The 14530-nt window shown below is 71.9% G+C and carries 12 protein-coding genes; 7 read left to right on the top strand and 5 right to left on the bottom strand.

All coding sequences use genetic code 11. The annotated features are described in order from the left end of the window. Window positions 1-315: 315 nt before the first annotated feature. Window positions 316-1326, top strand: a complete 1011-nt coding sequence (locus ABD352_RS26805) for a glycosyltransferase family 2 protein (RefSeq protein ID WP_344615248.1) — start codon at window positions 316-318, stop codon at window positions 1324-1326. Here the strand turns inward: ABD352_RS26805 and ABD352_RS26800 are convergent. Genes ABD352_RS26800 through ABD352_RS26790 form a run of 3 tightly spaced genes read right to left on the bottom strand, consistent with a single transcriptional unit; the run spans window position 1298 to window position 5261 of the window. Next, window positions 1298-2089: a class I SAM-dependent methyltransferase gene (locus ABD352_RS26800; protein ID WP_344615416.1), complete on the bottom strand. Its 792-nt coding sequence runs from the start codon at window positions 2087-2089 to the stop codon at window positions 1298-1300. The two genes, ABD352_RS26805 and ABD352_RS26800, sit on opposite strands and share 29 nt — an antisense overlap. Further along, window positions 2089-3231, bottom strand: a complete 1143-nt coding sequence (locus tag ABD352_RS26795; RefSeq protein WP_344615247.1) for a glycosyltransferase — start codon at window positions 3229-3231, stop codon at window positions 2089-2091. The genes ABD352_RS26800 and ABD352_RS26795 overlap by 1 nt, the downstream gene beginning before the upstream one ends. Continuing rightward, window positions 3228-5261: a hypothetical protein gene (locus tag ABD352_RS26790; protein WP_344615246.1), complete on the bottom strand. Its 2034-nt coding sequence runs from the start codon at window positions 5259-5261 to the stop codon at window positions 3228-3230. The genes ABD352_RS26795 and ABD352_RS26790 overlap by 4 nt, the downstream gene beginning before the upstream one ends. Before the next feature lie 187 nt (window positions 5262-5448). Between ABD352_RS26790 and ABD352_RS26785 the strand changes: the two genes are divergently transcribed. The 3 genes from ABD352_RS26785 (at window position 5449) to ABD352_RS26775 (ending at window position 8425) form a co-directional block, all read left to right on the top strand. Further along, on the top strand, window positions 5449-6456 hold the full coding sequence (locus tag ABD352_RS26785) for a lysylphosphatidylglycerol synthase domain-containing protein (protein WP_344615245.1): 1008 nt from the start codon (window positions 5449-5451) through the stop codon (window positions 6454-6456). Window positions 6457-6701: 245 nt separating this feature from the next. Then, on the top strand, window positions 6702-7541 hold the full coding sequence (locus ABD352_RS26780; protein ID WP_344615244.1) for an alpha/beta fold hydrolase: 840 nt from the start codon (window positions 6702-6704) through the stop codon (window positions 7539-7541). Continuing rightward, window positions 7538-8425 (top strand): alpha/beta fold hydrolase, encoded by an 888-nt coding sequence (locus ABD352_RS26775; protein WP_344615243.1) that lies wholly within the window; start codon window positions 7538-7540, stop codon window positions 8423-8425. Before ABD352_RS26780 ends, ABD352_RS26775 begins: the two co-directional genes overlap by 4 nt. A gap of 30 nt (window positions 8426-8455) precedes the next feature. On the opposite strand, the gene ABD352_RS26770 is transcribed toward ABD352_RS26775, so the two are convergent. Then, the gene (locus ABD352_RS26770) at window positions 8456-9352 is read right to left on the bottom strand and encodes a hypothetical protein (RefSeq protein ID WP_344615242.1); all 897 of its coding nucleotides are present in this window, start codon (window positions 9350-9352) and stop codon (window positions 8456-8458) included. A 5-nt stretch (window positions 9353-9357) separates the two neighbouring features. After that, window positions 9358-9864 carry a SigE family RNA polymerase sigma factor gene (locus tag ABD352_RS26765; protein ID WP_344615415.1) on the bottom strand — a complete coding sequence of 169 codons (507 nt, stop codon included), beginning with the start codon at window positions 9862-9864 and terminating at the stop codon, window positions 9358-9360. 154 nt (window positions 9865-10018) lie between these two features. Here ABD352_RS26765 and ABD352_RS26760 point away from each other — a divergent pair, with 154 nt between their 5' ends. The 3 genes from ABD352_RS26760 (at window position 10019) to ABD352_RS26750 (ending at window position 14523) form a co-directional block, all read left to right on the top strand. Beyond that, on the top strand, window positions 10019-12385 hold the full coding sequence (locus ABD352_RS26760) for a transglycosylase domain-containing protein (RefSeq protein WP_344615241.1): 2367 nt from the start codon (window positions 10019-10021) through the stop codon (window positions 12383-12385). 122 nt (window positions 12386-12507) lie between these two features. Then, window positions 12508-12750, top strand: a complete 243-nt coding sequence (locus ABD352_RS57700; RefSeq protein WP_425553647.1) for an ATP-binding cassette domain-containing protein — start codon at window positions 12508-12510, stop codon at window positions 12748-12750. A gap of 606 nt (window positions 12751-13356) precedes the next feature. Next, on the top strand, window positions 13357-14523 hold the full coding sequence (locus tag ABD352_RS26750; RefSeq protein WP_344615240.1) for a multicopper oxidase domain-containing protein: 1167 nt from the start codon (window positions 13357-13359) through the stop codon (window positions 14521-14523). Window positions 14524-14530: the final 7 nt, after the last annotated feature.

Genomic DNA, 14530 nt, shown 5'->3' with positions numbered 1-14530 from the left:
TGCGAATGCTGCTGCGTCGGGAGAATGGTCATGCACAGGTGCGGGCGCCGCCCACACGAGTGAAAGCCACCGGCAGTGCGGTGGCTAGATTCTGTCGACCTCAATCTCCATGCCGGCCATCCTACCAGCCCGTGAGTTTCCCGATCCGCTCCCCGGCCGCCGATGGCGATGTCAGCCCGATCCGTCCCGCCGTGCGAAGAGTCATAGAACTGTCATGTCATCGCGATACGTTCGCCAAGTCGGGCCGAGAGCCTAACTCGGGCGGTAAGCCGGACGGCACCTGGTGCGGTAGGTGTGTAAAGGAGTTGCTGGTCGGTGGAGGTTGAGCGCGCGGGGCTGCCCGGCATCGGTCTTCGGCACGATTTCGTGGCCGGAGGGAGGCTGCAGGCACTTCACGACTCCGCCACCGCCGGACCCGGGACGGGCAACGAGTCGGCGCCGCCGGTCGTGAGTATCGTCCTGCCCTGCTTCAACGAGGCCGCGCACGTGCGGGCCGAGCTGGACCGGATCTGCGCCGCGATGGACGACGACGGCCTGACCTATGAGCTGCTTGCCATCGACGACGGCTCGACCGACGCCACGCTCGACGTGCTGCATCTGGCGCAGGCGGCGCTGCCGCACGTGCAGGTGATCGCCATGCCACGCAACGGCGGGGCCGGCACCGTCCGGCGGCTCGGATCGCGGCTGGCCCGTGGCGAGATCGTGGTGTGGACCGACGCGGACCTGTCGTACCCGAACGAGCGGATTCCGGAGCTGGTACGCCGCCTGCTCGACGACCGGTCCGTCGACCAGGTCGTCGGCGCCCGCACGTCGGAGCAGGGCAGTCATCGGCTGCTGCGGGTTCCGGCGAAGTGGACGATCCGGAAGATCGCCGAGTGGCTGGTGGGGCAGCCGATCCCGGACCTCAACTCTGGGTTGCGGGCGTTCCGCCGCAGCGTGGCCGCACCCTACCTGCGTCTGTTGCCGCCCGGGTTCTCCTGCGTCACCACGATCACGCTCGCCTTCCTGTCCAACCAGCACCCGATCGCCTATGTGCCGATCGACTACGCCAAGCGCGCCGGGCGCTCGAAGTTCCGGTTCGTCCGTGACGCCTACCGGTACCTGCTGCAGGTGCTGCGCATGGTCATGTACTTCAACCCGCTCAAGGCGCTGATGCCGCTTACCCTGCTGCTGCTGGGCGTCGGCGCGGTGAAGAGTGTGTTCGACGTGATCGTCCACCCGGTACGGCTGGCCAACAACACCGTGATGGTGTTCCTGACCGGGCTCATCATCGGCTCTCTCGCGCTGTTGGCCGACCTCATCGTCCGGTCCCGCCCGGATGCCTGACGCCCGCCGCTGGTCCCCCTCCGGCGGCGGGCGTCGGTGCGGAAGCCACCGCGATGAGTCCGGGGCCCCGGCCCGGCGCCGCGCGCTGTAGCAGGCGGAACGGCGCCGTAGCCCAGCGGTGTGCCAGGCCTCGCAGCGGCCGGGCCGGCTGCAGCAGCCGGCCCGAGGCAGCCGTGCGCTGCGCCGCCGGAACGTCGCCGCCTTGGCGCAGGCGCCGACGGGCGATGACGTTGCGGCCGGTCTCGAGGAGGTACCCCAGCGGCATCCCGTAGTGGAGGAGCTCCACGTGCTCCAGCCCCGCCCCGGCGAGCAGCGCCCGCAGGTGTGCCGGGTCGTAGCGGCGCACGTGCCCGACGAGCTGATCGGCGGGACCGAAGCGGTGTTGGTAGGCGGGCACGGACACCACGAGCAGGCCGCCGGCGCGTAGCCGCCCGGCCCAGGCGGCAACCGCCGCGGCGTCGTCGTCGAGGTGCTCGAGGACTTCGAACGCGCACACCACGTCGAAGCGGGCCGGCGGGAGATCCTCGAGACGGATGTTCGCCACCGTCCCAGCGCCGGCGAGACGGCGCTCGGCGACCGCGAACGACTCCGGGTCGGGCTCGACGCCGGTGTACCGGTAGCGCCGGGCCAGCCGCACCGCGAAGCCACCCTGCCCGCAACCGACCTCGAGCACGTCGGTGGCCTGCGGCGGCAGCAGCCGGGCAACGACGTCGAGGCGCAGCCACGCGTTGAGCGACAGCGGCGCGGTGCGGTCCAGGTCCATCACGTCGCTGCTCCAGTGATCCAAGGCCACAGCGGGGCCGCGGCACGGGCGGGGGTGAAGTCACGCTGCGCGAGGTGGTGGCCGGCCGCGCGAACCCGGGCCAGCTCGACCCGATCGGTGGCGAGGCGGTCCAGCGCCGCGGCGAGCGCGGCCGGGTCGCCGGGGGGCACGAACACCGCGGCGGTACCGAGGGCCCGCCGCTGCGGGGCGGTGTCCGACGTGACGACGGCGCACCCGGCGGCCGCGCCCTGGAAGACCTTGTTCGGCACGACCCGCGCCGCCTTCGCGCCGGTGCCGAAAATGCCCAGACACACGTCGTGCCCGGCGACCAGGGCGGGCAGCTCGGCCGCGCCGGCCCACGAGCGCCACCGGACGTCCGCGCCCGCCGCGGCTCGCCGGGTTGCCGCCTCGTCCTGCCCATGCCCGATCATCGTGAACCGGACCGGCCGGCCGGCCAGCAGCGCGGCGGCGGCACCGATCGCCGGGGCACCCTGCAGTGGCGTGTACAGACCGAAGAACACCACCCGCAACGGGCCATCGGCATCGGGCGGCGGCGCGGCGGCGCCCGCGGCGAACCAGGCATCCGCCGCACCGACCGGACAGACCACGGTACGCGATCGGACCGGGCCCGGCAGGGCATCGCGATGCTCGCTGGTATCGGCGACGACCACGTCAGCGCGCGCCGTTGCGGCCCGGTCAACGGCACGCAGCAGCCGACGCCGCCCACCTCCGCCGAGCCGCCGGTCGGCCGCGGTGTCCGCGGCGGGCGCCATGTGGTCCAGCACGAGCGGGACGGCGCGGAACAGCAGCCGTGCCAGATGGATGTCGAACAGCCCGAGGTAGCCGACGACCACGGCGTCGACGTCCGGGCCACCGCGGCCGGGACGCAGCGCGCGGGCGGCCCGAGCCAGCGTCCACCAGCGGCGGCCGAGCCGGACGGACAACGGGATCGCGCGCCACGGCCGGCGCAGCGCCGTGACCCGCTCGGCGGTGCCGACGCCCAGGGGCGCGTTGCACTCGACGACGGTCGCCCCCAGTGCCCGCAGCCCCTGCGCCAGGACGAGTACCCGCGGGTGCGTGGTCGTGTCGTACGTGCCGAAGAAGATCACCAACGGATCGCCGCGGTCGGCCGCGCCGGTCACGGCCGCACCAGCCAGCACTCCAACCGGCGGGGGTCGGTCCCGGTCGGGCGGACCACCAGCTGATGCTGGTCCTCCCGCTCGTCCTGGTACACGACCTGTTCCAGCGGCTGGCCGTACGGCAGCAGCGGCAGGGTGGATGAGGACATCAGCACCGGATCGTGCCCGGTCCGTCGCACCGCCGCGACGACCGCCTGCAGCCGCTCGACCGTCGGGTCCGGAAGTGCCGCGACCGGCAGACCACATTCGTTACGTACCGTAGGCGCCCACTGGGTGTCGATCATGATCACGGCGTCGTCCGGGCGTAGCGCCCGGCACACGGCCGCGGCCGCCGCCGGCTCGCCGAGCTCGGTACGCTCCGGCGCCAGCGGCACGGAGATCGCGATGGCCGGCACCACGCCGGCGAGCACGAGCATCGCCGGCGCCACCGTGGACGACCCCGGCCACGGCGCGGACCGCAGCACCGGCACGACCCGAGCCAACGCGAACGTCGCGAAGATCACCACCGCCGGCAGCACCTCAACCACCAGGCGCCGGTCCGCCCATGGATGGTCGGGAGTGATGGCGGGGCGCAGCAATGAGGCGAGTCCCGAACTGCCGTAGACCAGCAGCACCGGCATCAGCCGCCAGCCACGGCCCCGGACGGCGGCGGCGGCCGCGGCCGCGAGCCCGACGCCCGCGAGTGCGACCGCCGGCCAGCCGACGTACCAGGCCACCCAGTCCAAGCTCTGCTCGGCGTAGCCGCGGCTGCCGTCGACGGCCAGGCCGAACGCGTCCTGGTGCGAGGCGACGTACCCCATCGTGTCCGGCGAGGTGATGGAGTGGTCGACGTACAACAGCGGCCGGGCCGCCAGCGCGACCCCACCGATCGCCACCGCGGCCGCCGCAGCCCGGGCGAGCGTGCGACGCCGGGCCGGCCCCAGCCGCAACGGCCGGCGGTGCAGTACCACGACTCCGGCGACCGTGCCGAACACCGCCGCCACCAGCAACGCGATCATGAGCCGAACCGACGACCAGTTCACCTCGATGTACGGCAACGTCACATACCGGCAGTCGAGATAGCCGAGGCCTCCGCCGAGCAACGCCCCGGCCACGAACGCCGGGCCGCCGGGCCGGCGCCGCAGCCACCACCAGCCGATCGCGGGCAGCACCAGCGCGAAGTCCACGCCCATGTCCAGCCGGACGAGCTCACCGGCGGACAGCACCAGCCCGGCCAGGCCCATCAGCACGGCGGCCGACGGACGTCCCCGCGCCGAAGCGCCGGTCGACCAGCCGGCGGCGAGGAGACTCAGGCCACCGGCGAGCATCAGGCACGCCAACGGTTCCGAATAGGTTGTCTGGCTGACCCGCAGCATCGGCCATGCCGCGGCCAGCAGTACCGCGGCGAACAGCGCCCACCGCGGCCCGCACAGCCGCGCCGCCAGCCCGGCGACCGCCAGCACGGCGCAGCCGCCGACGATCCCCGGCAACACGAAGACCCCGGTCCAGCCGCCCGCCCAATAGCCGGCCGCGAGCATCGTCGGCCAGCCGGTCATGAACTGCGGCACGATCCGGCCGCCCTGGACGTAGAACCCCGGGTGCGCGAAATTGACCATGTCTGCCGCCGAGCCGTACGCCTCGGCCGGCACCGGCGTCGTGAGACCCGGATGTCCGCTGAGCCACAAGCCGATCTGGGCATACGTGCCGGCGTCGCGATGCAGGACCGCCTGCTGGCTGTGCGTCACCATGGTGAACGCGGCGAACCCCGCCGCCACGAGCAACGTCGCGGCGAGCACCCACCACGGGACCGGCCGCGCCCGCTCGGCGTGCAGCCGCGGCCACGCCCAACGCGTCAGCAGGGCCACCACGACCGTGGCCGCGGGCAGCACCGTCCACGGGTGGAAGCCGCCGAGAGCCGCCAGGGGCACCGCGACGAGCAGCCAGCCGGTCACGGCGAGGACGGGCAGAGCAGGCAGGAGCAGCAGGAGCGAACCGGCCCGGGCACTGGGCGCGAGCAGCGCCTTCCGCCACGGAGCGGCGACCTTGGCCGGCACCCGATGGAATACACGCGTCTGATGCCGCCGTGACGCCGTCCTGATCACCGCGCCATTGTCCGTGACAATTACGACGAAAATCACGACACGGTATGACAAAGCCGCAACAGTCCAGCGTTCGCCGAGGGCGGCAACCTCGGACCAATGCCGGCCTCGGCGCCATCGAGCGGAGGGATAGGCTCGGGCGATGCTCCGCCGGAGATCATTCCCGCCGCCTCCGACCGGAGCTGTAGCCCGGCTGGCCGGCAGCGCGCTGCGGCTCGCCCAGACCGTGGCGGCCAGCCGGTGGGTTCGGTGGGGATTCGTGGCCGTGGCCGTCCTCGCCGGCGCGGGCGCGCTCGCCCCGCACCGGCACGCGATCGCCGAATCGGTACGGCAGATCGGCGCGGGCGCGGTGCTCGCCAGTTCGGCCGCGGCCGTGGCCGGCCTGGCGGCCACGCTGCAGGCATGGCGGGCGACCCTGGCCGGACTCGGCAGCGATCTGCCCACAGCCAAGGCGGCGAAGGTGTTCTTCGTCGGCCAGCTCGGCAAGTACATACCCGGCTCGGTCTGGCCGATCGTCGCCCAGGCGGAGCTCGCCCGCGCCTATGCGATACCCCGCCATCGCAGCAGCACCGCCGCCCTGTTGACGATGCTCCTGTCCCTCGCGGCCGGACTGCTGACGGCCGCGACGACCGTGCCGGTGGCGTTGGCCGGCCAGGATGTCCGGTACTGGTGGCTGCTCGCCGCCGTGCCGGTCATCGCCGCTGCCCTGCACCCGCGGCTGGTCAACGCCGCCCTCGCGGCCACGCTCCGGATCATCCGCCGCCCGCCCCTCGCCCGGCCGTTCCCGGCCCGCGCCGTGCTCACCGCCATCGGCTGGTCGGTCGGGTCGTGGCTGTTGTTCGGCATCCACATCTGGCTGCTGCTCGCCCCGCTGGCGGACGACCCGGGCAAGGCCCTCACCGTCTCGGTCGGCGGGTTCGCACTGGCCTGGTGCGCAGGCTTCCTGCTGGTCATCGCGCCGGCCGGAGTGGGCGCCCGGGATGTCGTGCTCATCGCTCTCCTGACAACCCAGGCCGGCTCCGCCGAGGCCACCGCTGTGGCCCTGCTGTCGCGCGCCGTCATGACCGCCGCTGACCTGCTCCTGGCCGGCGCCGTCGCACTGCCGGCCCGCCGAGCCCAGCCTTCGCCCAACCGGGACGCCGCCATCTAGGCCCTGTCCTGTCGATCATGTCGAGCCGAGACGAGGTCCAGATTTCGTCTGCGTGTGCCCCGCGGAAGGCAGGCTACCGGTGTTGTAACCGGCCTTTCGCGGGGTGCGCGCAGGCGGAATCTGGGCCCGTCGCAGGCCGGCATGATCGGCAGGACAGGGCCTAGCCAGGCCTCGACGTGGTCGCGCCTCTCGTCGTCCGGTACGGGTGGCGCCGGATCCTCCCCGTCCGAGGGACGGTCGGCTCGATGACTGACGTCCGGTACCGCACGGCGGAGCTCGACGGCCTGCCGGTCTTCTATCGGGAGGCCGGGCCGCCCGGCGCGCCCACGCTGCTGCTCCTGCACGGCTTTCCGTCCGCGAGCCACATGTTTCGCGAGCTGATTCCGCTGCTCGCCGACCGGTTCCACCTCATCGCGCCGGATCTGCCGGGCTTCGGGCGGTCCGCCGCCACCGAGCGGGCCACCTTCGAGCGCCTCACCGACGTCATCGAGGGCCTGACCGAGCGGCTCGGGCTCGGCCGCTTCGCGCTGTATGTGTTCGACTACGGCGCTCCGGTCGGGTTCCGGCTCGCGGTGCGCCACCCCGAGCGGATCACCGCGATCATCTCGCAGAACGGCAACGCCTACGAGGAAGGACTCAGCGACGGCTGGGATCCGATCCGTTCGTACTGGCGCGACCCGTCCCCGCCCAACCGCGAGGCGGTCCGGTTCATGCTGGCGCCGCAGACGACGATCTGGCAATACACCGAGGGCGTCCCCGACCTGTCCCGGGTGAGCCCTGACGGCTACGGGCTCGACAACGCCTACCTGGCCCGCCCCGGCGCCGATGAGGTCCAGCTCGACCTGCTCCTCGACTACGCGAGCAACGTGGCGTGCTACCCGGCGTTCCACGAGTACTTCCGCGCCAACCGGCCGCCCATGCTCGCGATCTGGGGGCGCAACGACCCGTTCTTCCTCCCGGCCGGGGCCGAGGCCTTCCGGCGCGACCTGCCCGAGGCCGACGTCCGCTTCCTCGACACCGGCCACTTCGCGCTCGAGACCCACGCCGCGGACATCGCCGAGGCGATCGGAGGGTTCCTCACGTGACCGGCTTCGACGGGTTCGAGGAGTTCGACATCGCCACGGCGGAGACGTCGGTGCACGGCTGCCGGGGCGGCAGCGGGCCGCCGGTGCTGCTCCTGCACGGCATCCCGGAGACGCACCTCATGTGGCGGGCGGTCGCGCCGCGGCTGGCCGAGCGGTACACCGTCGTCGCCACCGATCTGCGCGGGTACGGCGACAGCGGCAAGCCGGCCAGCACGCCCGACCACGAGCCGTACAGCATGCGCGCGATCGGCCGGGACCAGCTGGAGGTGATGCGGCAGCTGGGGCACGAGCGGTTCAGCGTGGCGGGGCACGATCGCGGGGCACGATGCGCGTACCGGCTCGCGCTGGACCACCCGGAGGCCGTCGACCGCCTCGCCGTCATGGACGTCGTGCCCGTCGGCGCCGCGTACGAGCGGGCCGGCCGGGAGTTCAGCCTCGCGTACTGGCAGTGGTCGTTCCTCGCCGCGCCCGAGCCGGTGCCGGAACGGTACATCGCCGCGGCCCCGGCGAACCTGGTCGACTTCATGCTCGACACCTGGGCCGAGGTGCCCGACGCCTTCCCGGCCGAGATCCGCGCGGCGTACGTCGACAAGTTCACCGACCCCGCCACGGTGCACGCCGTCTGCGAGGAGTTCCGCGCCTCGGCGACCCTGGACTATCAGCACGACGAGGCCGACCGTGAGCGGCACCGGAGGATTTCCGGCCCGGTGCTGTTCCTGTGGAGCGAGCGCGGCGCGGTCGCGAAGCTCTACGACGATCCGCTCGCGCTGTGGCGGGACTGGGCCGACGACGTGCGCGGCGGCCCAATCCCGGTCGGGCACTTCATCCCGGAGGAGGCGCCCGAGGAGACCACCCGGCGGCTGCTGGACTTCCTGGCCGCGTGACCATTCGGGGGTCTGCCGCCGGCGCACCGGTCAGTCGATGGTGTTCCTGGGTCGCTCGACGGACACCGGTTCGCCGTGCTTGGACAGGTTGATGGTCACCAGCGCCACGACGTCCGGGTGGCCGTTGGTCAGCCAGGCCGGCACCCGGTACGTCACCTTGGTGATCAGGTTGCCGGCCCGTGCCACGGTCACCTCGCCGGTCAGCTCGTACGTCGGACCAGCCTCCGGCAACGCGCCGAGCTGTCCTGTGAACCGGTACGTGATCGTGTCGGCGCCTGCCGAGGCGGCCAGCTCGACCTGGCCCAGCTCGCGCAGGGCGGACAGGAACTGGGTCGGGTCGGCCGACAGCGCGATCCGGTCGATGCTGAGGCTGGCAACGTCGAACCCGGTGTGCTCGCCGGGCACCTTCTTCCATGCCTTCCCGTCGCCGATGAACAGCGTCCCGTTGATCAGCCGCTGCTCGATCGACGTGCCGTCGGCCTGCGTGGACCTCAGGTAGCCGGTGCGGGCCTTGGGATCGAACGGGCCGCTGAGCCGCAGTCGGTCCAGGTGCGAGGCCATCTTGCGTTGCTGCGCGGACAGCTTGTCGAAGTTCTCGACGTTGACGGTGATGTCCTGGGTGAAGCTGCCCCCGGCGGTCGCGTCGATCGCGGCGGCCAGTCGCAACCTTGGCGTCTGCGGGTCCGCCACTGCGCCGGTGGCGGCCGGCGGCTTCGGCGTCCCATCCTTCGCGCCGGTCATGGCGGCCACGGAGAGCGATCCGACCGCGAGAGCCAGCGCGGTGCCGGAGGCCGCGACGGTCAGCTTCCGCCGGTGGCGGGCCCGCCGGCCACGGCGTAGCACGGTTTCGGTCGGCGCCGCCGGGATCGGCACGTCGTCGACCAATGCGCGTAGCCCGACGGCGAGCTGGGAGTCGTAATCGGTCATCGCCATCACCTTTGCGGATTGAGTGCGGGCTGTTGCAGCGTGCGCCGGAGGCGTTGCAGAGCGCGTGCGTTCTGGCTTTTGACGGTGCCTTCCGTGCAGCCGAGGATGTGGGCGATCTCCCGCTCGGAGAGATCTTCGTAGTGCCGCAGGACCACCACCGCCCGCTGGCGGGGCGGTAGGGCAAGCAGGGCCTGCCGTAGCACGTCCGCGTCCGGGTGGGCCCCGATCGGCTCGTACGACCGGTCGGGCACCTCGGCGACGAGCCGCTCCCGGAACCGGCGCCGCCACCAGGAGATCTGACTGTTCGTCAGGATCCGCCGCAGATAGGCGTGCGCCCCGTCCTCCGACCGAATCTTGCCCCACCGCTCGTACAGCTTGACCAAACTGTCCTGCAGAAGCTCCTCGGCACGCGACGGGTCGCCGGTCAGCAGCATCGCCAAGCGCAGATGTCGCCGCCAGGCGACCTCGACGAACGCCTCGAACGGCGCGTCCGGGCCGCTCCCCTTGGTCATTTCCACGCCTCTCATACGCGGCAGCCCACGCGAAGGTTGCCAACCTTCGCGTGGCCAGCCGCGGGTCCGCTGCTGCGGCGGGGAGGCCGCCATGATCCGGGCATTCGGCGCACGACGGTGTTTCCGCCCCATCGGGCTCGGGAACTGTAACCGCGTGCACCCCACAGAGCCGATCGTCGAGCCCGGCGCGCGGGCGACCTCGCAACCCGAGGCCGGCCCGCCGCAGCCCAGTCCGTCAGCCGATGCCACCGGGCCGCGCCCGCCTGCGGCACGCAAGCGGTCACGCCGGGTGCGGCTGCTCGTCGTCGCCGCCCTCGTGGCGATGCTGGCCGGGGTCGGCTCGGTCGTCGGCGCGCTGTACTTCGAGAGCGTGCCGACGCCGGAGCAGCTCACGCTGCCGGAGTCGACGACCGTGTACTACGCCGACGGCACGACGCCGATGGCCAAGCTGGGCACGCAGAACCGCACGATCCTCAAGTACGGCGAGATGAACGACGCGGTACGGCAGAGCATCGTCGCCGCCGAGGACCAGACGTTCTGGACCAACCAGGGCGTGGACTTCGGCGGCATCCTGCGCGCGGCGTGGAACAACGTCACCGGCGGGCAGACACAGGGCGCCTCGACGATCACCCAGCAGTACGCGCGCCTCGCGGCCGACCTCAAGGGCGTGACGTACTCGAGGAAGCTGCGCGAGGCGGTCATGGCGTGGAAGCTCGACGACCGGTACTCGAAAGAGCAGATCCTGGAGTTCTACCTCAACACCGTCCCGTTCGGGCGGGGTGCCTACGGCATCGAGGCCGCCGCCCAGACCTTCTTCGGCAAGACGGCCAACCGCAACGCCCCGCCGGACACCCAGATCACCGTCGCCGAGGCCATGGTCCTGGCGTCGATGGTCAAACAGCCGGAGGCGGATCCGAGCGATCCGGAGGGCAGCCCGGGGTACGACCCGAGCCGGGGCGCCAAGGCGCTGGAGAACTCGAAGGACCGCTGGAACTACGTGCGCGAGAACATGGTTCGCCTCGGCTACCTCACGCGTGCGAAGGCCGACGCCCTCGCCTACCCCGACACCGTGCGCAAGCCCGACCCGGCCGCGCGGCAGACCGGCCTGGACCGGCCCACCGGTCTGGTCGTGGGCCAGGTCATGGCCGAGCTGCGGCAGACCGACGCGTTCCGCGGCAAGCCCGAGGACTACGTGCGCAACGGCGGGTTCAAGATCGTCACCACGATCGACAAGCGCGCGCAGGACGTGGCGGAGGCGACCGCGGACCTGAAACGGCCGAGCGCACCGCAGATCGTCCGCGGGCAGCCCGCGAACTGGCAGGCGTCGCTCGTCGCCGTGGAACCGGGCACCGGGCGGGTGCTGGCGTACTACGGCGGCAGCAACGGCACCGGCGCCGACTACGCCGGGTGGTACCTCGACGCGAACGGCAAGCCGCGCGGATTCGGCGCGCACCCGCCGGGCTCCTCGTTCAAGGTGTACGACCTCGCCGAAGCCCTGCACCAGAACATCTCGGTGAAGTCGCACTGGGACTCGCCGGCGAGCAAGGAGTTCCCGAACAGCGGCCGGGTCAACCGCAGCCCCGCCGGGCCGATCCGCAATGCCGAGCATGCCAAGTGCCAGCCCGACTGCACCCTGTGGGAGGCGACCGTCGCGTCGCTCAACGTCACGTACTTCGAGTTGACGGAGAAGCTCGGGACGGCGAACGTCATCGACATGGCCAGCAAGGCCGGCATCGACGCGATGTGGGCCAACCAGTCCGGCCAGAACGAACCGGTCCGCGTCGACCTGCGCGGCACGCCGGGCACCGAGGCGGCCCAGCGGTTCTCGACCGAGGTCGGCATCGGCCAGTACCCGGTCACCGTGCTCGACCACGCCAACGGCATGGCGACCTTCGCGGCGGCGGGCAAGCGGGCGGACGCGCATTTCGTGCGCTCGGTGACCAAGCAAGGCGACCAGGTGTACACCGAGAAGCTCCAGCCGCGCGACGTCGGTCTGAACCAGGAGCAGATCAACGAGCTGAACTGGACGTTGCGCCAGGTCGAGGCGGCGAAACTGCCCAACGGCTGGGACTCGGCCGGCAAGACCGGCACCTGGCAGCGCGGCAACAGCCTCACCGAGAACGCGAACACCTGGATGGTCGGCTACACCCGGGCGGTCGCCGCGGCCGTCTGGCTCGGCACGACCGACGGCCAGGCGCTCGTCACCAAGGACGGCAGCCACGACGTGTACGGCGCGACGTACCCCGGGGCGATCTGGCGGCAGTTCATGGTCGACGCCGCGGCCGCGCTCCAGCTGGACAAGAACCGGTTCCGGTTCGACCAGCCCACCTTCCCCGGCGACGCCACCACGGCGCCGTCGTCCCCGCCGCCGGCGACGCCAACCTCAGCCGGCCCGAGCTCCGCAGCCCCTACCTGCCGGCCGCAGGACTGCCCGAGCCGGCGCCCCAGCCCGACCCGGACCGCGACCCCGCCGGCCACCACCAGCCCACCCGCGGCCCCGGCGAGCGCAACGGGGCGCTGAGTCGAGGCCGGGCGATCCCCGAGGCGCTGCACCCGGTTGCCCGGCCGACTCGTTGACGAGCTGTAGCCGCGCCGCGCGCCGCCTTCGGTGCCCGACGCGACGAAGCGTTCGACCTCTTCCCGGTGCTGAAGAAGCTCTTCGGCAAGCGGGCGGGGCTCCTGAGCGGTGGTGAGCGCCAGATGCTGGCAATGGCGCGTGCGCTGATGTCGCAGCCCAAACTCATGGTCATCGACGAGCTCTCGCTCGGTCTGTCGTGTGCCAGCGCCACAGCCCGGTCGGAGAACACGGTGCTCAGGCGTACTCGAAGCAGGAGCACGGGTGTCGAGCGACCACTGGGGACTTTTGTATGTTGCGTAGGAAAGTAGTCGTGGACTGAGCGAAAGTATGGACAGTTTGGAGTGAAGTTAGTACTGTCAGGCACCATCAATATGCTTCATCGAAAGGAAGTACCGGCGCAGTAGCTCTCGACAGTGGCCCTCCGGCGGCGCGACCCGGCGGCGGCCACGACCGGTCGGCTGGCCACACCCCGGGCCAGCGCGCCACCACGGCGGCCCGCCCGCCGCCGGCCATTGCCGACATCCACACCCCACAGTTCCGCCGCACCACCGCCCGGTGACCCGCCGCCGAGCGGTGACAGTCCGCCATATACATGCACGACCATGGCCACCGGCCACGGCCGGGGAGTCGGTGCGGCCTGGAAGGGCAACCGACGACCCCCTCCGCACGTTCCGACGGCCGGCCCCACCCGACCTCTCGCAACGGGCATCTGACCAACGAGTACGTCAACACCGCATGGACGACCCGGGCGACGGCTCGCAGCACGACGGCACCGCCTGCCGCCCGGGCGGCACCGGAAACACCTGCTGTTGAACGAAAGGGACATGCCCCATGGCAAGGAACAGGATCGACCGTCGTACGCTGCCGCCAGGCAGCGCGGCCCACGAGCGTTTACTCGGGCTGCGAGGTGCTCGATGAGGGCCTGGCGCCTGGTCCAGGACGAGCCGGCGGAGCAGGAGCCTCGTCCAGAGCGTCGCCGTGCCGGTGGACGCTTCCTGGCCGTCGCGGTGGTCATGCTGGTGACCGTGCTCGGCGCCGGCGGATTGGCTGCCGCGGCCCGGACCGGCATGTTCGCCGAGCGTCCGGACGGCTGCGTCAAGCCGGACCGCAGCATCCAGCTGTACGCGGTGGAGCTGCCCAAGGACGGTACCCAGGTCCGTCTCGGCTACGGCCTCACCCCGGAGACGGCGTCCTACCCGGGCCCGCTGATGGAGATGATGGAGGGGGAGTGCCTCGCCATCACCGTGCACAACCTGGTGCCCGAGGCGACCCTGGCGGCGCTGCGGACCAACCCGAGCCACCCGCTGGGCGTCTCCCTGCACGTGCACGGGGTCAAGTACACGCAGGACTCCGACGGCACGGTGCAGAGCGGGTCGTACGTCCCGCCGGGCGGCACCCGCACCTACACCTGGTACGCCCAGCCCCGCAACACCAAGACCGGGGCGCAGGGCACCGCCGGGTACTGGTGGTACCACGACCACGTGGTGGGTGGCCCGCACGGCACCCAGGGGCTCGCTGCCGGCCTCTTCGGCGGCCTGGTGGTCCGCCGCCCCGGCGACCCGAAGCCGGACCGCTCCTACACGGTGGTCTTCGGTAACCAGCAGAGCATCAACCTGCGTCGCGGCGAGGCCACCGACACTTGCGCGGAGGTGAACCCGCAGCCCGGCCCGACCTGCCTGGTCGCCCGCATGGGGGAGCGGATCGAGTTGGTGGTGGTCGGCATCGGCAACGACATGCACACCTTCCACCTGCACGGGCACTCCTGGGCGGACACCCGGACCGGGGTGGTGAGCAACGGGCAGCCGTTCGCCGACTCTGTACCGATCATCGACACCAAGGTGCTCGGCCCGGCCCAATCGTTCGGGGTCAACGTGGTCGCCGGCGAGTCGGTCGGACCGGGGCACTGGATGCTGCACTGCCACATGCAGTTCCACTCCGACGCCGGCATGTCGACGATGCTGCACGTGCTGGACGAGAACGGGAACATGCCGCCCGGCATGGACCACCTGCACGCCGCTGCTGCCGCCCCGGCGGCCGCCGCCGCGCCCGTCACCGACGACGCCGCCCACCAGCACAACTGACGGCCCG

The organism is Dactylosporangium salmoneum, from assembly GCF_039532525.1.
GTDB lineage: Bacteria > Actinomycetota > Actinomycetes > Mycobacteriales > Micromonosporaceae > Dactylosporangium > Dactylosporangium salmoneum.
This window is presented reverse-complemented; position numbering and strand designations above follow the sequence as displayed.

Bases quoted from the DNA above. Each gene is read 5' to 3' on its own strand.
- ABD352_RS26800 (WP_344615416.1), bottom strand. From the start codon at position 2,089: ATGGACCTGGACCGCACCGCGCCGCTGTCGCTCAACGCGTGGCTGCGC.
- ABD352_RS26785 (WP_344615245.1), top strand. From the start codon at position 5,449: ATGCTCCGCCGGAGATCATTCCCGCCGCCTCCGACCGGAGCTGTAGCC.
- ABD352_RS26780 (WP_344615244.1), top strand. From the start codon at position 6,702: ATGACTGACGTCCGGTACCGCACGGCGGAGCTCGACGGCCTGCCGGTC.
- ABD352_RS26770 (WP_344615242.1), bottom strand. From the start codon at position 9,352: ATGACCGATTACGACTCCCAGCTCGCCGTCGGGCTACGCGCATTGGTC.
- ABD352_RS26765 (WP_344615415.1), bottom strand. From the start codon at position 9,864: ATGACCAAGGGGAGCGGCCCGGACGCGCCGTTCGAGGCGTTCGTCGAG.
- ABD352_RS26750 (WP_344615240.1), top strand. From the start codon at position 13,357: ATGAGGGCCTGGCGCCTGGTCCAGGACGAGCCGGCGGAGCAGGAGCCT.